Origin of the sequence: Agrobacterium tumefaciens, from assembly GCA_025560025.1 — a bacterium.
Taxonomy (GTDB): Bacteria; Pseudomonadota; Alphaproteobacteria; order Rhizobiales; family Rhizobiaceae; genus Agrobacterium.
On record CP048486.1, the window covers coordinates 2,109,958 to 2,128,760 of the forward strand.

16 protein-coding genes are annotated in these 18,803 nt (G+C 56.8%); 5 read left to right on the forward strand and 11 right to left on the reverse strand.

Annotation, left to right across the window (positions count from 1 at the left end):
• Positions 1–4 precede the first annotated feature (4 nt).
• The 7 genes from FY152_23545 to FY152_23575 form a co-directional block, all read right to left on the reverse strand.
• On the reverse strand, positions 5–745 hold the full coding sequence (locus tag FY152_23545) for a siderophore-interacting protein (protein ID UXS35057.1): 741 nt from the start codon (positions 743–745) through the stop codon (positions 5–7).
• Entirely contained in the window at positions 742–2,712 is a 1,971-nt protein-coding gene (gene fhuB / locus FY152_23550; protein UXS35058.1) for a Fe(3+)-hydroxamate ABC transporter permease FhuB, read from the reverse strand. Before fhuB ends, FY152_23545 begins: the two co-directional genes overlap by 4 nt.
• A complete protein-coding gene (locus FY152_23555; protein UXS35059.1) occupies positions 2,709–3,599 on the reverse strand; it encodes an ABC transporter substrate-binding protein in 891 nt (296 codons plus the stop codon). Before FY152_23555 ends, fhuB begins: the two co-directional genes overlap by 4 nt.
• Positions 3,599–6,019, reverse strand: coding sequence for a TonB-dependent receptor (locus tag FY152_23560; protein ID UXS35060.1), 2,421 nt, complete (start codon positions 6,017–6,019; stop codon positions 3,599–3,601). Before FY152_23560 ends, FY152_23555 begins: the two co-directional genes overlap by 1 nt.
• Positions 6,020–6,135: 116 nt before the next feature.
• Positions 6,136–7,095, reverse strand: a complete 960-nt coding sequence (locus FY152_23565; protein UXS35061.1) for an iron dicitrate transport regulator FecR — start codon at positions 7,093–7,095, stop codon at positions 6,136–6,138.
• A gap of 160 nt (positions 7,096–7,255) precedes the next feature.
• A complete protein-coding gene (locus FY152_23570) occupies positions 7,256–7,801 on the reverse strand; it encodes an RNA polymerase sigma factor (GenBank protein UXS35177.1) in 546 nt (181 codons plus the stop codon).
• A 259-nt stretch (positions 7,802–8,060) separates the two neighbouring features.
• Positions 8,061–9,344, reverse strand: a complete 1,284-nt coding sequence (locus FY152_23575; protein ID UXS35062.1) for a cystathionine gamma-synthase family protein — start codon at positions 9,342–9,344, stop codon at positions 8,061–8,063.
• Between the two features lie 126 nt (positions 9,345–9,470).
• Between FY152_23575 and FY152_23580 the strand changes: the two genes are divergently transcribed.
• Positions 9,471–9,929, forward strand: a complete 459-nt coding sequence (locus FY152_23580; GenBank protein ID UXS35063.1) for an Lrp/AsnC family transcriptional regulator — start codon at positions 9,471–9,473, stop codon at positions 9,927–9,929.
• Between the two features lie 49 nt (positions 9,930–9,978).
• Here the strand turns inward: FY152_23580 and FY152_23585 are convergent, their stop codons facing one another.
• A complete protein-coding gene (locus FY152_23585; GenBank protein UXS35064.1) occupies positions 9,979–11,043 on the reverse strand; it encodes a methyltransferase domain-containing protein in 1,065 nt (354 codons plus the stop codon).
• A 240-nt stretch (positions 11,044–11,283) separates the two neighbouring features.
• On the opposite strand from FY152_23585, the gene FY152_23590 reads away from it, so the two are divergent.
• On the forward strand, positions 11,284–12,096 hold the full coding sequence (locus FY152_23590) for a DUF4242 domain-containing protein (protein ID UXS35065.1): 813 nt from the start codon (positions 11,284–11,286) through the stop codon (positions 12,094–12,096).
• A gap of 151 nt (positions 12,097–12,247) precedes the next feature.
• On the opposite strand, the gene FY152_23595 is transcribed toward FY152_23590, so the two are convergent.
• Positions 12,248–13,456: an MFS transporter gene (locus FY152_23595; GenBank protein ID UXS35066.1), complete on the reverse strand. Its 1,209-nt coding sequence runs from the start codon at positions 13,454–13,456 to the stop codon at positions 12,248–12,250.
• 288 nt (positions 13,457–13,744) lie between these two features.
• Entirely contained in the window at positions 13,745–14,254 is a 510-nt protein-coding gene (locus tag FY152_23600) for a hypothetical protein (GenBank protein UXS35067.1), read from the reverse strand.
• 336 nt (positions 14,255–14,590) lie between these two features.
• Between FY152_23600 and FY152_23605 the strand changes: the two genes are divergently transcribed.
• Genes FY152_23605 through FY152_23615 form a run of 3 tightly spaced genes read left to right on the forward strand, consistent with a single transcriptional unit; the run spans position 14,591 to position 16,621 of the window.
• Entirely contained in the window at positions 14,591–15,397 is an 807-nt protein-coding gene (locus tag FY152_23605; GenBank protein UXS35068.1) for a TIGR04255 family protein, read from the forward strand.
• On the forward strand, positions 15,398–16,096 hold the full coding sequence (locus tag FY152_23610; GenBank protein ID UXS35069.1) for a hypothetical protein: 699 nt from the start codon (positions 15,398–15,400) through the stop codon (positions 16,094–16,096). It begins immediately after the preceding gene.
• An 18-nt stretch (positions 16,097–16,114) separates the two neighbouring features.
• A complete protein-coding gene (locus FY152_23615) occupies positions 16,115–16,621 on the forward strand; it encodes a hypothetical protein (protein ID UXS35070.1) in 507 nt (168 codons plus the stop codon).
• Between the two features lie 219 nt (positions 16,622–16,840).
• Here the strand turns inward: FY152_23615 and FY152_23620 are convergent, their stop codons facing one another.
• Positions 16,841–17,710, reverse strand: coding sequence for an HNH endonuclease (locus tag FY152_23620; protein UXS35071.1), 870 nt, complete (start codon positions 17,708–17,710; stop codon positions 16,841–16,843).
• Positions 17,711–18,803: the final 1,093 nt, after the last annotated feature.

Consider the following 18,803-nt stretch of genomic DNA (forward strand, 5'->3'; position numbering starts at 1 on the left):
CAAATCAATCATCTCGCCAGTAGCAGGCGTTGAGATAGCGTTTCTTGGGCAATCTCGACAGCCTGTCGCGGAATTCCTGCCATTGTGAGAATGGATTGGCGAGCCACAGGAAATAGTCGTCGGTGGATGCGGCCGTTTCCGCGGCTGCGTCACCAACACGTTCAACGAACTCCGCAGCGGACACGTCCGATCGCGGCAGCCAGCCTATCTGCATGCCGGGGGGCGCGACGATGTCATATTGGCAGCTTGCCGCGCGGATGAAGACCTGACCGGTCGCGTCCGCGGGCAGGTTTTCGCAGATGCGGGCAATGGCTGGCAGGGCCGTTTCATCCCCGGCCAGGAGATAGTGTTTCGCGGGCTTCATTCCCAACCCGCAGGGACCGGACATGCCGCAAACTGAACCGGGGCGGCCGTTGAGTGCGAAGGCACATCCCGGTCCCGCATCCTCATGCAGGACAAAATCAATGTCCATCCAGCCGCTGCGGGCGTCCATCGTCCGGATCGTATAATAACGGACATTAAAAGCGTCCTCCGACCCGGATGTGCCGCCATGGTTTTCGGGAGAGAGGCGGCTGCCTCCGATGGTGTTCTGCCTTGGAAAATAGAGCCTGACATGGAGGTTCTTCAGCGTGTCGAAACGATGAAGCTCGTTGCCCGTAAAACGCAGGCGCTGCATGCCGGGGGCGATGCGGCGACTGTCGGCCAATGTCAGAATCCGAAAACTCCTGTCCGCAAGAATGCTCATGCGCGTTTCCCCATGAGTACAAGAAAAAACGGGCCGCCGACCACCGTTGCAAGGAGGCCGGCGGGTATCTGGAAGGGGAAAATAATGCTGCGCCCCAGCCAGTCGGCGACGAGAAGGATAAGGCCGCCGATCAGCGCTGCCGCCGGCAATTGGGTGCCAGCGCGCTGAAAGCCCGCAAGACGCGCAATGTGAGGCCCCATCAGCCCGGCGAAACTCAAGGGGCCGACGAGAATTGTGGCGCTTGCCGTGAGAATGGCCGAAAGCGAATAGAGAATGTTGCGGCTCGCCACGAGCGGGACGCCGGCGTTCCGGGCAATGTCTTCCCCAAGCGGCAGCAGTTCCAGCCAGCGGCGGATGAAGGGCGTCGAGACGAACCCGCAGAAAAGCAGCATCATCGCAATGATTGCCTCGCCGGGTTCGACCGCATAGGTGGAGCCGGAGAGCCAGGCCAGAAGCTGGCCGAGCCTCGGATCCTGCGATGTCATCAGCACCGCCATGACGAAGCCGGAGACGGAACTGAGGGCGATGCCGATCAGCAGCAGCCGGTCGCCAGAAAAACCGGGCTTGCGCGAGAGGGTCAGCATCAGCAGCAGAACTGTCAGCGAACCGGCAGCCCCTGCGACAATCTGCGCGGCCCGGGTGGGTGCGGCAAGGGTGAGAAGGACGGCAATGACGCCAAGCATTGCCCCGGAAGACACGCCCAGCACTTCCGGCGATGCCATGGCGTTGCCGGTTACACGCTGCAGGATCGCGCCCGCGAGCGCCAGCATTGCGCCGCCGCTAAAGGCCGCCAGCGCCCTTGGCCAGCGCCAGTCGAGAATACCGGGATCGGCAAGCCCCGATAAAAACCAGCCATCCGTGTTTTTTCCAACGAACAGGGCCATGAAGGCGGCCACGCAGAGAATGGCGACGAGGGTGAGCAAGGCTGGGACGGGCCGGGCAAGGCGCGCCGGTGTCGTCTGGGCGCCCGGCTGTGGCGGAGTGGGCATTTTCAGCCGCCGGATCAGCGCAAACATCAGGGGCGCCCCGAGAAGCGCGGTGACGGCGGCGGTCGGGAACAATCGGTAGGTAACGGGAAAAAACAGGACGATCTGGTCGGTCAGGGTCAGCAGCAGCGCGCCAAGTGCTGCCGAACAGCCAAGCTGCGCCGCCATTCGCCTTGCACCGCAGGCACGCGCAAGCGCGGGTGCGGCCAGCCCGACAAAGCTGATAATACCAACCGAGGCCGTCACCACCGCCGTCAGTGCCGCCGCCGCCACGAGCGTCAGAAGCCGGTAGGCGGCGAGCGACAGGCCGAGACTTCTGGCACTCGCATCTTCCAGCGCCATTATTGTCAGGGGCCGAAGCAGCAATGTCACGGCGACGACGAGCACCGCGAGGCGCGGGGCCAGGAATGACACGGCGCTCCAGTCCTGCTGGTCGAGATATCCTGCGCCCCACAAAAAGATGCTGACGAGAAAATCGTGATTGAACAACACCAGAACGGCGCTCGCCGCGCCGCAATAAAGGCTGACGATCATGCCCGCCAGCGTCACCGTGACGGGCGAGAGGCCGTTGCGCCAGGAAAGCGCCAGGATCGCCAGAAGCGACAGCCCCGCTCCGGCAAAGGCGACCCATTCCCGTGCGCCCATCCATTGCGGAAACCAGAGCGTGGCAATGGCAAGCAGAAGATAGGAACCGGCTGAAATGCCGAGTGTCGCCGGCTCGGCGAGAGGGTTGCGCAGGATGTTCTGGAGGATCGCCCCGACAAGCCCGAGTGCGGCTCCGGTCATCAGCGCAACGGCGATCCTCGGCAGCAATGTATTGTGAAGCAGTACCTGCGCTGTAACGTCGGGATCGGGAAAAAACAGGGCCGCAAGCGGCGTTCCCTCAGGCATGCGCAGAAACAGGTTGAGGCCGGTAAGGCCAAGGCAGATGATGGCGAGCGATGCGGTCACGATTGTGGATATGTTTTCCGTCCTGCTCATTGCGATGCTTCACCGGCAAGGGCTGTGGCAACGAGCCGGGCAAACCGTTTTGCTGGCGGCAGTCCGCCGTAAAACAGCACATCCTCGATGCGCACCAACCGGTTTTCGCGGATGAAGGGCAGGCTTTTCATGACGGGCCCAGCCAGAAGCGTATCCAGCTTTTCGCTGCTGGTGTCGCCGATGCATAGAAGCCGTGCCTGCGGGTAACGCGAAAGCTGGTCGGCCGTCACCGTCGTATGACCATATTGCGAGGTGTAACCGTCCCAGGCGTTCTTTATGCCGAACTGGTCGAGGACATTCTGGAAAAGACTGTTCCTGCCGAAAACCAGCAATCGGCGGCCATCTATGACCGTCGCCAGCAGGAGAGGCCGGCCGTCATAGGATGAGAGCCGGGCGCGTGCCTGCCGTATTTCCGCGTTGAAACTCTCCTCAAACGCATCAAACCGGCCGGGATCGCCGATCCGCGCGGCGAGCGTCATGAGCGCATTTCTGCCGCTGATTAAATGGTCCTCGCCTGCTGTTACGCCGGAATCGAAAAAATGGATGGGCGCGATGGAGTTGAGGCGGCCCGCGGCCATGGAGAAATCGTCGCTATGCACAATCATGCAGGGTCGAAGGTGGTCGACAAGCTCCAGATTGGGCTCTGACCGCAACCCAAGCTCAGCGACCAATGGCGACAGGGCCGGTTCGACAACGAGGCTGGCATAACGCTCCAGCTCCGGCATGGCGACGGGTTGCACACCGAGCGCCAGCAGGTTTTGCCCGCTTACCCAGTCCATGGCGACGATGCCGCCGGAACAGGCGGCAGATGACGGCCGGTGGGTGAGAAAAAAGGATACTGTCCCGCAGAGCAGGGCTCTGCGGGACAGGCAACTGCGCAGCATCATCAGAACTTCGCCTGGACCGAGAAGGAAACGGTCCTCGGTGCGCCGAGATAATAGCTGTTCTGCCAGTAGTTCTCATCGGTGATGTTGCTGACGTTCAACCGGAAGGTCAGCGGATTGCCGAAGTTTTCGGTGGTGTAGCGCAGCCCGAGATCGGCGGTGACATAGGAGGAAAGCCGGTCGTTGTTTTCGGATGTCGCCCATTGCTTGCCGGTATAATACAGGCCGCCGGTCAGGAAGAGGCCCTCGACGGTGGGAACCTGATATTCGGCATAGACCTTTGCCAGAACATTGGCGACGTTCATGGGGCGCTTGCCGTCATAGGTTCCACCTTCGACCCTGGCGTCGAGGAAGGTCACGCCGCCGAGAATGGTAAGGTCGTCGGTCACCTTGCCGGTCGCCGTGAATTCGAGGCCGCGATGGCGCTGGCGACCATCCTGCGTGTAGATATTTGCATCCGTCGTCAGTTCGTAAGCCTTGGAGATGTCGAACAGCGCCGCTGTCAGCAGCATGTCGCCGACTTCGCCCTTGATGCCGATTTCCTTCTGCTTGCTGACCATGGGTGCCAGAATCTGTCCGCTGTTGACGGCGGTGTCCGGCGCGACCCCGCCCTGCTCAAGCCCCTCGATATAGCTTCCATAAAGAGTGACCTGTTCCACCGGCTTGAACAGCAGCGACGCTGAGGGCGACAGTCTCCCCTCATCATAATCGGGTGCGGAGCGGGCGCCGCTGCTATCCAGCGATTGGCTCTGGATCATGCTGTAATTGGCGCCAACGAGGGCCGACCACTGTTCATCGAATTCGATCTGATCGCCGACGACGAAGTTATGATTGCGCACATAGCCCGACTTGTAGAGCGTGCCGTTATTCACCGGGAAAACGGGCTCGGCAATATGCCGCGGAGAGGACATGGGGAAGGACGGCTGCCAGCCCGTGTTGGGGTTATACGTCGTGCCCCAGTCCTTGCCCTGATACATGTAATATCCAGCGGTCAGCTTGTGCGAGACAGCACCGGTATCAAAGTTGACGTCAGTGAAAAAATTCGCGGCATCGAAGAGGTTTTTCGTCCTGCCGGAACGAATTGCGATCTGGGAATATTCACCCGGCGTTTCAACGGAGTTCATCGTATGATCCTGAACCGGCCGGTTGATATATTCCCGCATATAGCCGCCGCGCAGGGTGATGGCATCGTTCACATCATAGGTGAGTTTGGCCGAGAACCGCTTTTTCTCGATTTCATCGTGAATCCAGGGCTGGCTCCAGTTCCTGCTGGCGTCCGGCGCGTCACCATGCGGCACGCCGTCTGCGAAAGCCCAATAGGAGTTGGCGGCATCCAGCTTGTATTTGCTGTAGGAAGCGTTGAGTTCCAGCTTCAGGCGGTCGGTGATGTTCCAGTCGAAAGCGCCACTTGCCAGAAAGCGGTCGACATTCTGGTCGTCGATTGCTCCATCTCCGGCCGAGCGAACGATGTTGAGGCGATAGCCCATATCGCCTTCCGGATCGATGCGACCGCCGAAATCGCCATGGACGAAAGCCTGTGCGCCGCCGTAATTACCAACCGTCACGCTGTTTAAACGTTCCTGCGTCGGCCGCTTGTAGACGTAATTGATCATGCCGGCAGGCGAGGCAGCGCCGTAGAGGAAGCCGGAAAGGCCGGAGAGAACCTCGGTGCGCTCCTTGTCTTCCAGCACCGTCGCGTGGCTATAGGAGCGACGGAAGCCGTCTTCAGCGGTGTCATAGGTGGTGAAACCGCGAATATTGGCCATCGGCGCCCAGCCGGACATCTGCGGCGTCTGGCTGCGGATGGTCGGCAGGACACGGTAGATATCTTCAGGGGATTGCGCCTGGATATTCTGGATGAGTTCCCTTGGCGCAACGGTGACGGAAAACGGTGTGTCGCGAATGGAGGTCTGTCCAAGCAGGCCGAGGGATGACAGGGTCGATGTCCGATAGCCGTCCCGCGCAAGCCCATCCTGCTGCAGCACCGAAGCTGGCCCCGTGCCCTGAACTGTGATTGTTTCGAGAAGGGTGGAGTTTCCACCGGCGGCGGCACTTGCGGCGCTGACCGGGGCGGCGATGACAATGGAGGTGGCGTCGGTGAAGGAGTAAACCAGACCCGTCCCGCGCAGAAGCTCCACAATTGCCTCTTCGCGGGTTGTTGCGCGGTTTACGCCCTGCGAAAGCTTCCCGCGCGCGATCAACGCATCATAGGAAATCTGCGTTCCCGCCAATTTGCCGAACGTCGCCAGCGATTTGTTCAGCGGGCCGGCCGGAACCGAATAAACCGCCTGCGCATAGGCAGGCTGCGCTGCGATGCCCGCGGTGAGCGCCGATGTCGTTGCCAGAAAGGCGGCGACCAGCGCGCCACGGCCCTTGCAGCCCCTGTTGTTACCCCTATGAGCCGATGAGAACCCATTCCCCATGTGAAAACCACTCCGTTAAATCTGTCCCCGAAGACCGGCCGGCGCATGCCGTCGGCGGGCTTCCTGAGGACAGTACGAATGGCGTTCGAAAATTTTCCTCTTTTTCTCAAGTTTTATCAAACGGAGGAAATAACGGTCAGGAATGGCGTGACTGTTCGCACTTTTCCGCCGAATGGCCGCACCACCGCGTCGAGGGCGCGCAGGGGGTCGTTAAGATCGAATACGCCGCTGACGACATTGTTTTTCAGGGATGGAGCGGCAATGACCACCTTTCCCTGCTGCCAGCGGGCGATGCGCTTTACCACGGCCGCGACGGTTTCCTTTTCGGCGATGAGCATGCCCGTGCGCCATGCCGCGATTTCCGAAGCCTCCCGGACGCCGCGATCCATGCGGCGCGATGTCTGATCGTAGGTCAACCAATCGCCCGCCGCCAGTCTTTCCCCCTGGGGCGAGGGCAGGTCGGGCGAGGTCGCGAGAACAAGCCCCCTGTCGACGGAGACGGAAATGGACAGATCATCGCCGGAAACGTCAAAGGCGGTTCCGAGCGCCGTCGCCGTCAGCGGCCCGTAGGCGACCAAAAAGGGGCGCGAACGATCGGGCGTAACATCGAAATACGCCATGCCGGACAAGAGGTTCACCCGTCTTGCCCGCTCGCCGAATTCGACAGCGATTGCGCTGTCCGGTCCGAGTGTGACCACGCTGCCATCCGCGAGGGGAATTTTTCTGATCTCGGCCGTTGCGGTCAGATAGTCGGCCCGGGCGCGCATCGCCACATAAGGTGCGAGCCATGGGCCGCTGGCGGCCGCACCGAGACAGAGCGCGCCTCCGGCAATCAGAAGAAGGCGGCGGTTCGGATCGAATCCCGGTTGAGAAGAACGCGCCTCTTCGGCCAGAACCTGGCCGGTCATGCCATGGATGGCGGCAACCTTCGCCCAGGCGGCCGCATGGGCCGGGCCGCGCTCGATCCAGGCGCGCGCGGTTTCGATGGCGACGGGATTGCCGGGATCGTTCTGCAGGCGAATGGCAATATCCGCAGCCTCACGAAACAGGCGCCGTTCTTCCGACACTTCGTTCATAGGGAGCCTTTCAGAAATTGCCGGAGGTCAAAACTACAGCCTTTGATATATACGAATGAGAGGCGGCATATTTCCGGGTGAAGAGGAATTTAAAGCGCAGGCCCTTGAAATCCGGGATGGTTTTCAAAAAACCGGTGGCCGGACGGTCGGTTTCCGTCTTCTAAAGACCGTTCAGGCGGTCCTCTATATGTTCGTAGGCGTCGCGGATCAAAACCCAGGTGCGGGTGGTGGACATGCCAAGCTTCTGGGCCACTTCGCTTATGGTCAGCCCCCCCATGCGGTGCAGCTGGAAGGCCTCGCGCACCCGGCGCGGCAGCTCCGCCAGGGCCTGCTCCACCAGCTGCAGCCGCTGGCGGTCGTAAACGATGGTTTCCGCGGATGGTGACGGATCGATGATGGCATCGAAGGCATTTTGCGGCAGATCGACACGGAGCAGGCTGCGCTCGCGGCGATAGTGGTCGATGCTGAGATTGCGCGCCACCGTATAAAGGTAGGATTTGGGATTGTGGGAAGCGGCGCTGGCCGGTGGCGGTGATGCCAGCACCTTCAAAAATGCATCCTGCGCCAGATCGGACGCTGTTTCGGAATCTATGCCTCTGCTGCGCAGGGATCTGACGATGCCTTTCGCATATAGCCGGAACAATTCCTGCAGATCCCAACTCAAGAGCCTTGCCTTCCGGTCATCGACACCCTGCCTGCCCGAAATCCCGGGCAGTCGGTCTGTCGAACAATGCAGTCGCCGGCCGATTATCTTTAATCGGTGCCGAATTCGAGACTATGCGAAGCGACGGCCTTGATTCTGCGGGATCGCCCCGCGCCTCCGATACCGTCGGCCATTGCTGATGCCGGTACCATGCGCGCGGGGCGACAGCAAAGCAAATATCATCCTTGCTATCGTTTTGTTCGGCGTTCCCATCGGTTGCTTCGGAAGTCGAAATCAATGGGAATGGGGCTTTGCCTCCTGCTCAGGCCGCATCCAGGGAGAGGGCGAGGTCGGCGATCAGATCGTCGGGATGTTCGATGCCGATGGACAGCCGGATGGTGGAATCGAGCACGCCGATGCGCTGGCGCACATCCGCCGGGACACCCGAATGTGTCATGGTTGCCGGATGGGAGGCGAGGGATTCCGTGCCGCCAAGGCTGACCGCGAGTTTGAATATGGTGAGGGCATTGAGGAATTTGAAAGACGCTGCCTGCCCGCCGGTTATGTCGAAGGAGAAGGTCGATCCCGCGCCGGTGCATTGATCTGCGAAGACCTTGCCAACCGGGGAGGCCGGATCGTTGAACGGCAGGTAGTGGATTTTCTCGACCTTGGGATGCGCCTTCAGGAATTCGGCCACCAGCTCCGCATTGCTGTTTGCCCGCTCCATCCGGATCTGCAGCGTCTCAAGCGACCGCCCCAGCATCCAGCAGGAATGCGGATCGAGCTGCGTGCCGATCGCCCCGCGCAGTGCCTTTACCTGCTTCATCACATCCTTGCGGCCAAGCGCTGCCCCGGCAATGAGGTCGGAGTGGCCGCCAACATATTTTGTCAGTGAATAGAGCGAGATGTCGGCGCCGTGCTCGATCGGCCGCTGGAAGACAGGGCCGAGAAGCGTGTTGTCGCAGGCGATGATAGGCCTGTGCCCCTGCTTCTGGCCGATCATGTCGGCGACACGGCTGATCATCGGGATGTCGACGATGCTGTTCGTCGGGTTGGCGGGTGTCTCGATGAGGATGACGGACACCCTGCCTTTCGCCATCGCCTCTTCTGCGGCGGCCACTACCGAGGCCTCGCTGACACCGTCGGCGAAACCCACGGCCGAAACGCCGAAATTGTGGAAGGTCTTTGCGAGCAGCGTCTCCGTGCCACCATAGAGAGGCTGGGAATGGAGCACGGTATCACCCGGCCGCACGAAAGCGAACAGCGTCGTTGAAATGGCGGACATGCCGGACGAGAACAGCGCACAGCTTTCCGTACGCTCGTAAACGGCGAGACGATCCTCGACGATCTCGCTATTGGGATGGTTGAAACGGGAATAAACGAGGCCGGCGCCCCGGCCTGCCGGCGGCTCCTTGCGCCCGGAGACATAATCGAAGAAGTCGCGCCCGTCCTCCGCCGACTTGAAGACGAAGGTCGATGTCAGGAACACCGGCGGCTTCACGGCGCCTTCAGACAATTCCGGATCATAGCCGTAATTGAGCATCTGGGTTTCGGGATGCAGGGCGTGGTTGCCGATATGGGTTTTCGACGGATGTGGTGCGGTCATGTCCGGTAGATCCTCCTCGACAGGCTTTGAACTCTCCGCAGCTTACATGCAATCCAGCCGAAATACCTTGCATTCTGAAGCGCATCCATGTCTGATAAAGCAATATATTGCGGAGAATTCCCACTTATGTCGCAGAAAATTGCAGATGCGGTCGATAGACGGATTCTGAAAGAATTATACGCCGATGCAAGGATTACCAATAATGAACTGGCCGAGCGGGTCGGCCTGTCGGCATCCGCCTGCCTGCGCCGGCTGCGACGGCTGGAAGAGATCGGGGTGATCAAGGGTTATTCCGCGGTCGTCGATCCGGCCATCGAGGGATGGACCATGACCGCCCTTGCCTCCATCCGCCTCAGCCGCCAGCACGATGACGAAATCCGCATGTTCGAGGCCGCCGTTCTGGACTGGGACGAGGTTCTCGAATGTCACCTCGTCACCGGTTCGAAGGATTACATGCTGAAGGTCATGTGCGGCGGGCTGGAGGATTATGAGCGCTTCATCAAGGAGAAGATCGCCAAGCTGAAATGCGTCGATACCATCGAGACCAGCTTCGTCATGAACACGATCAAGGCCCGGCGCATCTGAGCGCCGCCAGCTGGAACCATTTTCACCGGGCTCTGCCCTGCAGAACCTCCTAGGCCCGCGCCTCCAGCACCATGTTGAAAGGCCCGGTAAAGGCCCGCCTGACATGGCTAAAGCCACCCGAGCGGATGACCTCGGAAAGCTTCGCTTCCCCGGCCTGCGCCCCCAATCCTTCCCCCACCTCCTGGTCAAGCGATGTCGGCACGCAGATCATAGTGGATGCATTGTAATAGAGGCGGCCGACGGGGTTCATATTGTCCGCCGGGCGGTCGCCCGCAATGGGCTCGACGATCATCCAGGTGCCGTCCTTCTTGAGAATGCGCGACATATGCCCCGCACAGCCACGCGGATCACCCATATCATGCAGACAGTCGTAACTGGTGATGAGATCGAAATCCGTATCCCTGATGTCCTTGGCCGTCGCCGCCACGAAGGTCACCCGGTCGCTCACCCCATGGCTTCGGGCATGTTTGTTCGCCTCTTCTATGGATGGCTCATGGAAGTCGTAGCCGATGAAACTGGCGTTGCGATAGGCCTCGGCCATGAGAATCGTCGAGAAGCCAACGCCACAGCCGACATCGGCCACCTTGGCGCCTTTCACCAGCTTCTCCTCCACGCCCTGAAGGGCAGGCAGCCACGATTGTACGATATTGTTCACATATCCCGGCCGGAAGAACGCACCCGTTGCGCAGAACAGGCAACCTGCCGTGTCTCCCCATCGCACCCCGCCGCCGGTGCGGAAGCTGCGCTCAACCTTCGGCTCTCCCTCGATCATCGCCGCCACCAGATCGAAAGCGCCTTCCAGATAGAAGGGGCTGTCCTTGTTGACGAACACCATCGCCTGCTCGGGTGAGAGGCTGAACATCTCGGAACCGCTGTCATAGTCGATATAGCCGTTCGCCGCCTGTGCCAGCGCCCACTCCCTCACATATCGCTCGGAGAGACCGCCAGAAGCCGTCGCCAGGCCTGCGGAGGTCACCGGCCCCACCCGATGCAGCGCATCGAACAGGCGCAGCCTCAAGCCGATCCTGACAGTCGGAACGCTGAAGGCGCCTCCAAGGTCGCCCAGCATTTTGCCAATGAAAGAATGTAGTTTGGTTTCGTCGAGCTGTGTCATTGCATTCCCCCCAATTCGCTTCGTTGGCGGGCAAAGGCTGACCGCAAATTGATTGCGTCAGTGAATGCTCGTAGACCATGTAACATAGCCGAATGCCCCGAAATTGTCACGCGAACGACCATCGCCCTTTCCGGTGAGGCGCCCCTGTCAGGGTCACCCACGCGGGCGATAGACGATGGTTGGGGGAAGTCGTAAACTGGCTGGAAGAGCAGGCAACGATATACTCTTGGGAGGAAACCAATGCCTATCTTCATGGACCGGCACGAGCTTGCCGGAGTTTCAGCGGCGGATATAGCCGCGGCACACCTTAAAGATCTCAACATCCAGGATCAGTACGGCGTCAGGTTTTTAACCTACTGGTTTGATGAGAGGCGTGGTACGGCCTTTTGCCTTATCGATGCCCCGGACGCTGAAACCGCGCAATGCGTGCATCGGGAAGCGCACGGCTTTATCGCCAGTGAAGTGGTGGAAGTCGCGCTGTCGGCCGTAGAAGCATTTCTCGGGCGCATACAGGATCCCGTGGCGGTCGTGGCCGCCTCGAAAAAAATGGATGCCGGCCACCGTGCGATCCTGTTCACGGATATTGTCGGCTCAACCGAAATGACGGCCCGCCTCGGCGATCGTATGGCAGCGGAACTCATCAGGGCGCACGATGCTCTCGTTCGTGGCTGTCTGGGGCGGCGCTCGGGACGGGAGGTCAAGCACACCGGTGATGGCATCATGGCCGTGTTCGCCTCCATCCCATTTGCGGTGGATTGCGCCATTGATATCCAACGCGAGTTCCATCGCTACAACATCGATAGCGGCGAACCCATCCACATCCGCATCGGACTGGATTGTGGTGAGCCAATCGAAGACAGCAATGATTTCTTCGGCACGACCGTGCAACTGGCCGCAAGGCTTTGCGCCGCCGCCGAGAGCGATCAGATTCTGATATCGGACAAGACCCTGCAGGAATATGGCAGCGCCGATGTCCTCGTGCATGGCGATCGTTACAGGCTGAAAGGCTTTGCCGAGCCGGTCCTCGCCTATCGTTGCGAGTGGCTGCACTAATAACGGTTGCTCGCATCGAATGCGATCACGACGAAACCGCCTGCCGGTAACGGCAAGCGTGGAAACCTGTGTGCTGGCGCAGGCAACGCCAGCACAATTGCGCTTGATCAGACGCCTCGCCTCCAGATGATGGCAGGCGGCAAGGCCGTGATCACTCGGGGCGTTGCAGCAGGGCCAGAGCAACCGTGGATGCAGCCAGTATCGCGGTCAGCGCCAGCGGAGCCGTAGCACCGTAGGAATCAACGATATAGCCGCCGAAAACCGCACCGATACTGATGGCCACCTGAAAGGAAACGACCATCAGGCTTCCTGCTGCCTCCAGCGCGTCGGGTGCGCCACGGGAAAGGTTGGTCGGCAGCACCACAGGCGCCATGCCGAAGGCAAGACCCCAAAGCGCGACGAGAGCAAATGCGGCACCGGTATGAACACCCCAGACAACGAGGGCGATCGTCGCAAATGCCATCAGGGCGGCGGTAACGATGAGTGCGAGGCGGATACTGGTGTCAGCCATCCGGCCCCCCAGCACATTGCCAATCACGGAAGCGACGCCAAAGCCGAGCAGGGCGAGAGCAATCGGCGTGGTGTCAAGCAGCGTCACCTGTTCGAGGAAGGGACGCACATAGACCGAACCGGCAAAATGCCCCGTCATCAGCAACAGGATTGCCAGCATCCCCAGTTGAACGCTGCGCCGTCGCGTCAGCCGCAGAACATCGGAAAGACTGTTGCTCGTACTTGCCGGCAGCGATGGCAGGCTGAGTATCTGCAGCAGCATGGCAATTATGGCAAGTCCCGCCGTCATCGACATGGCGATGCGCCATCCCAGCCAGTCACTGATCAAGGCGCCCATTGAAGGGGCAGCGATGGTGGCAAGCGAAACGCCGAGGGTGACGGTAGCCATGCCGCGCCCGGTCGAATTCGCGCCGACGAGCCGCGCCACAACGGCAACCGAAAGCGCCCAGAAACCACTGAGCGCAATCCCCAGTCCGGCCCGGCCCACCAACAATAGCCAGAAATCGGCAGCAACTGATGCGAGAATGTTGGAGCCAATCGCCAGCGCGCTAAGACCGACAAGCACGGTCTTGCGGTTCAGTTTGCCGATGAGAACATTGCTCAGCAAAGCCGTTACGGCGCCCACGGAAGCGGTCGCCGTCACAACCTGCCCGGCCGTACCCTCGGTAATGCCAAGATCGCGCGCCATGGGCGTCAACAATCCCGCTGGCAAAAACTCGGCCGATACCAGCGCAAAGCTGGTGGCCGCCATCGAAAGAACCGCGAACCAGGTCGCAGCTGTCCACGCGGGTTCCTCGGCGGCCTCCAGGGCAATTGTTGACCCATCAAATTCTGATGTCGTGTCCGTCATGGTCTCTCTCCTTGAGTTGGGAGAGTTTTAGACGAATTTTTTCGGATGATATGTATCTGAAAATCCGAATTTCATGCCTATTCCTCCGAATTTTGTGCGCTGCACAATGTTCGGGTGTGCGATGGGCATGACATTGATGGTCGATGGCTGTCTTGGCCTAATTGCACCCTCATTCCAGTCATTTGGAGTAGGGTATTTAGTTCCTAAAAGCTGCCATTCCTACAGCCGGCGGTCCTAGTTTGGCCAATAGCGCATCATGACTATGCCTGACAGGAAGCCTAACTGCGGTCAGTACTGACACAGTGGAATCATTGGTACGGTGCGGTATCGTTTGTCAAATTCACTGAGAACCATTTCCAGAGTCGCTTGGAAAGTACCATGTTCAAATGTCGTAGATTTAGGCTCATGGATATAGCGCCAATCTACGAAGGCGTCCTTATGCTTATAAAGTACATGTTGAATGCCGTAATCGGCATAGAAAATGTTGGGGTGGTACGGTGCAACCGACCTCTTAAACTCTTGATCCAGCTTTTCTTGGCTTTCCGATTTGAGCTGGCCGAAAAGCTTTGAGAGGTCATGTGACTTAGAATGTTTAGGGTCATCGAAATCGAAAACAAACCACGCTTTCAATGCCAGCTCCATGGCGAGACCAAGTAGCATGGGTTCAACCCCCATTTCCTTCATGCGAAGGGTGGCGTCTTGCTCGGTAGACGCCTCCTTGGGAAAACTGCGCGTCTTTCGAAGTACCGCCTTCGCAGCATCGCAGATTCGAATGGCTGTCGTTAAGCGATGACTCATTAGTTAATCTCCCAGCTCGCGCGGGCAACATTGGAGTTTTCGTGAGGGCAAGGCAACGAGTGCGTCAGATGGCGATCTTGGCAGATTAGGCCAGCAGCATCCCACGGGAAATGTTGGCGTGGAGGGCTTAAATATCCCCTCGTAAAAAAATCTGCTGTTTCGTTGATCGTCGATACGATCCGGTCGCTCAAAGGAGTTCCGCATCTTCACCGTCCCCACCTTTCCCCGTTGCACTATAATCGTAGCGCGACTATGAGACAGGCGAGCAGTTCACAGAAAGTCATGCTCGTGCAAGCTCCACGAGTATGGTCTGTAATGCTAAAAATGGAGATAAAAATGTTCGAACCTTTGAATAAAGGCCATGCCATCTCAGAGGCGACTTTCTTCTTTGAGTTTGACAACATCCCGGCGGCCGCACTGACTTCGATGCTTGAGGCCTATCCTCATGTTGCTGATATCTTGCCGCGTAATGATCCTATGCCCGGCATGGTTTTTGAGCAATCAAGCTCAGGCTTCAGTATGAACCAAGTTCCAGGAGCAGAGTGGAAGCATTTTAGACCAGACGGAAATCCTGATTGGCTGGCTAGAATTACGCCAAATTCTGTGTCTGTGCATTGTATGGAATACACACGGTGGACCGAGGTTTGGCCCCGTGTGTATGGGATATTGGCTCATATTTTTCGCACCTGCGACGATCAGTTTTTGCCCTTGTTAAATGTAGGTCTTCGCTATGTTGATAGGTTTGATTTCAAAGGCAGTGCCGCTCAGTACGACGCGAACCAGCTTGTCCGACGAAATAGCCCGCACGTTGCACAACAAGTTCTCGCACGTGGCTTTAGATGGCACAACTATACCGGTTGGTTTGAGCGATCTGAAAAGCTCGGACTAGATGTGCTTCAGCAACTAAACATAGATGCAATTGAACAAGTCGGAACAAAATTACCGATAGTCTCAATTACCCACGCGTCATTGCTTCGCGGCCAAGGTTTCGGCGATCTTGATAGCTTTCGACGTTTTACCCATATAGACAACAGCCAAATTGCGCAGTTTATGAGTATCGCACACGACAACAACCACAAGCTGTTGCGAGAAGTATTAACCGACGATATGTTAAAAAGAATCGGCTTAGGTTTGGAGGGATAAATGACGCTGGCTGCTAAAGACCGTGAGTTTGTCGCCGCTACGGCAAACTATTTCCCTGACCAACACGCGAATGAATTTGTTGACTCCGGCTTTACTCGGGGCATGAAAGCGCATCAAATAATCGACTCAGTATCTCGCAGTATGGTCGTTTGCGATGAACCAGTAATAGATGCTTCGTTTCGACCTTCAGGAATAATCATCTACAGGCGAGCACCTTATTTTGCTGGCGCAATGGTTGCTGCAACCATGGCTTTTTCTCCGCCTGCATATGCTTCTGAAACACGGCCGAGGCCGCACAAGGCGGATGCCCTGTGCATCGTCTCTGAAACAGAGCAAAGCCTCCAACTCAAGGGAGCTGTTGCACGAGTAGAGCATCTAGCCGGGAAAACAGAGGGTTGGAAGGGGCCATACAGTGTCCCTATGCCGCATTCCATCAAGATCGCTGCGATCGATTTTTTGCGTAGCTACTTTTCGACGCAAGCCATGGTGGAGCCTTTTGTTGGACTTGATGCCGATGGAGACGTCACTCTTTTTTGGAAGAATGACGATCTTCTTATGGATCTTAGCATATCTGAGAACGGAAAGTATTCGTTTTATGCGGAAACAAAAAACGGTAGTTCGTATGAGGCTGACGAAGTATTGGCAAGCACTCCATTGCCCAATGAGTTAGTCGCTTTGCTTCAGAAGCATTCGGCTTGATACGGTGCACGCTGTCAAATGTCGAATGGTGCAACTCCACAATTGCGCGGACCTAATTTAGCTTCTGAAGATGTATTGTTGCGCTTGGTATGGGATAGCGATGATCTCGATCCTAAAACCAGAGAAATAGGCACTTCCGCTTTTTCGAAAAGCGATCTTAAAGGCGTGGATAATGGATTAAGCGTCGATCAAGAGAAAATCGCCATAAAAGCAGTGATACTGCACCTTGCTAAGAAGCAACAGGCTAAGGCGGAGGGTAATGAGCAGTTAAACCGAACTGAAGCTTTACTTGCCAAGGCGATTACCGGCGATATCTGTAAGCAAGTATTCGATGACGATCAACAAAAAATGTTTGCAGTCATTAGTACTCCTATACCTGCAGATATGGATGACCCAGCAAATCCTGCCCACTCCGAGATTTTAAATATTTCAGGGCGGACGAAAAATTCTGATTTGAATAAGGTCAGGCTCAAGTTGCAGCCACTCTTTACTACGCCAGCTCCGATTGACGATGTGCTACAATAGTATATTTGAATTTTCGGCCTTCTACCAGAGAGCCGAACTTCAGTATAAATCAAACGGCATGGCGGAATTGGAACTTGTCTGACCTGATCTGTTGGAGGATTTACGAATATTTGCCCATCCAGTCGCTATCTGCGGCGTAGCGATACCACTACGCCTCATTTACGAGCGTCCGAAAAATTCACCCAACAGCCCAGCTCTATCATACCGCCCGTCGGATAGTTACCCTGCGGGAAGGCTAGGAGCCTCCTTACCAGTTCGCTGCCGATAAACTTTGGCCATCAAACTGCGATAGGAAATGCGCTGGAAAGGGCCTGGGGCCAAAAGCAGGGCATGACCTAAATCATGTTCGTCATACCTTGGGAGGTCATTTGTTTCTGCTGGAATGATTATGGAGCCGATGTACATGCCAACCAGACCTACGTGAATGCTGATTGCATCATCGTGAGGGGTCGAAACAACCATCGAGCGCCTTATTGTTTCAGCCATCACTCGATGCAAATATCCCGGTTTATTAGGTTGCGAATCTTCATGGAACCGGTCACAGATTGATATAGATGAACTCATTAAGCGATAACTATTCTTGACTTCTTCTCTACTTAAGAGTGACAATTCTCGCAGCGTCTCACAATCGACTATGGAGCGGAAAATATCTCCGTATATAAAATATCCAGCGCCGAGTGCGACCTTCGCAAGGAAACGGGTCGTAAGATGTAGGTCAATCTGCCACGTTGTCGACATCTCTTGGCCGATGAATTCGTCATCGGATAATTCTCGCCTATCGATGGCATCCCAAGCGACAACTTTGTCCTTAGCCCAAGTTATTTGCGTCGGGCGACCATTTATCTGAGAGTTCTTCCACACTGGAATGGATTCTTTCCCACTGTGGCCTTTAACACCAGCATCTCTAAGAGCCATCCGCACAAGGTTGTCTTGGCCTAGCTTGCCGTCAACCTCAGAACCCAGCTTTGAGTTCACATCGCGGTCAGACCACACCACGAATTCATCCTGCCCTCCCAATGAAAGTGGCACTACATGGTCTAGATTACATTTTTCGGTCGGTACATCCTTATCAGTATAAATACAATACATGCGTTGCCCCGCTCCTAATGGACACTAAAACAGCAAATTGCTTTTTAATACAAACGTCAGGTTATTGGCCAGCGTCAACATAAAGACAGATGGTTACGGTGGCGAATACTCGTATCTGTTGCATGCTCAATGAGCCTATGTCTGCTTTTTTTGGACTTAAAACCCCTCTTTTCAAGAGGCTATCAGCGGTCTCTTTTTCCTGCGCTGCGCTTGAACCGGACATTTATTTCCCCATTTATCCCCACCCCATTTGCGTGACCTATACTGCCCCTGTTCCGCGATGAACCGGAAGGCATTTCGATTTTGATACGGAGCCAGCGCTGGTTGTGAGAGGGGACGTCACTCTCATATTTCTGGGTCTGAAAGGGAAATTCCTCTGGTAATGACCGGAGGAGAGATAGGAATGGGTTTGTGGTGGACCTCTCTATTTCTCCGAAACGCATTGGCTGAAGGACATGTTCTGACAGGTATAAGCCGCTGAAGCGGGGCACTGATAAGTGTCATTCATTCCCATAGGCGGCAATTTTCAGTGCCCCGTTGCAATGCCCATCGAGCTGAAAGGCTGATGGAAAAAAGAGATGAAGCTCATAACACGGTCGCAAACGCGTCGCGTGATAGGAAAGGTGTGTTTGATGGGTCTTTACGAGATGTACGTCCTTGCTGCCCTGGCGGATACTGCATTGATGAGGAGAAAGCTGGCACGATCTCTTTATGCCAGGGCAAAGCTTCGAAATCGGCAGCTCAAGAAGCAATATTTACACAACCAAAAGGAGAATACGGATTCGTTGGCGGATATGAATAGGGTAGGCCAGCTGCGATCTTGAAGGCTCCCATAAACATATATTTATACGACAACCAGCCCGGAAACATATAAAATATATGTTGCAATGGATTATATATGCATGACTGAAGGCGGACGAGAATCCGCTGATAAAATCGACTTTATAGCCTGCAATTTGCGGATTGCGGGACTATTGCGCATAAATATATGAATTTTATGTTGAATTTGCTGCTTTGACTGGGGAATTGTTATGCGTGGAAACTATATGGCCGAGATGGATTTGATTGGAGTTGATATCAGATTTGAATGGCG

What these genes read in the sequence shown, in the direction of transcription:
- FY152_23545 (UXS35057.1), bottom strand. Translation starts at nt 745, where the DNA reads ATGAGCATTCTTGCGGACAGGAGTTTTCGGATTCTGACATTGGCCGAC.
- fhuB (UXS35058.1), bottom strand. Translation starts at nt 2,712, where the DNA reads ATGAGCAGGACGGAAAACATATCCACAATCGTGACCGCATCGCTCGCC.
- FY152_23555 (UXS35059.1), bottom strand. Translation starts at nt 3,599, where the DNA reads ATGATGCTGCGCAGTTGCCTGTCCCGCAGAGCCCTGCTCTGCGGGACA.
- FY152_23560 (UXS35060.1), bottom strand. Translation starts at nt 6,019, where the DNA reads ATGGGGAATGGGTTCTCATCGGCTCATAGGGGTAACAACAGGGGCTGC.
- FY152_23565 (UXS35061.1), bottom strand. Translation starts at nt 7,095, where the DNA reads ATGAACGAAGTGTCGGAAGAACGGCGCCTGTTTCGTGAGGCTGCGGAT.
- FY152_23575 (UXS35062.1), bottom strand. Translation starts at nt 9,344, where the DNA reads ATGACCGCACCACATCCGTCGAAAACCCATATCGGCAACCACGCCCTG.
- FY152_23580 (UXS35063.1), top strand. Translation starts at nt 9,471, where the DNA reads ATGTCGCAGAAAATTGCAGATGCGGTCGATAGACGGATTCTGAAAGAA.
- FY152_23585 (UXS35064.1), bottom strand. Translation starts at nt 11,043, where the DNA reads ATGACACAGCTCGACGAAACCAAACTACATTCTTTCATTGGCAAAATG.
- FY152_23590 (UXS35065.1), top strand. Translation starts at nt 11,284, where the DNA reads ATGCCTATCTTCATGGACCGGCACGAGCTTGCCGGAGTTTCAGCGGCG.
- FY152_23595 (UXS35066.1), bottom strand. Translation starts at nt 13,456, where the DNA reads ATGACGGACACGACATCAGAATTTGATGGGTCAACAATTGCCCTGGAG.
- FY152_23600 (UXS35067.1), bottom strand. Translation starts at nt 14,254, where the DNA reads ATGAGTCATCGCTTAACGACAGCCATTCGAATCTGCGATGCTGCGAAG.
- FY152_23605 (UXS35068.1), top strand. Translation starts at nt 14,591, where the DNA reads ATGTTCGAACCTTTGAATAAAGGCCATGCCATCTCAGAGGCGACTTTC.
- FY152_23610 (UXS35069.1), top strand. Translation starts at nt 15,398, where the DNA reads ATGACGCTGGCTGCTAAAGACCGTGAGTTTGTCGCCGCTACGGCAAAC.
- FY152_23615 (UXS35070.1), top strand. Translation starts at nt 16,115, where the DNA reads ATGTCGAATGGTGCAACTCCACAATTGCGCGGACCTAATTTAGCTTCT.
- FY152_23620 (UXS35071.1), bottom strand. Translation starts at nt 17,710, where the DNA reads ATGTATTGTATTTATACTGATAAGGATGTACCGACCGAAAAATGTAAT.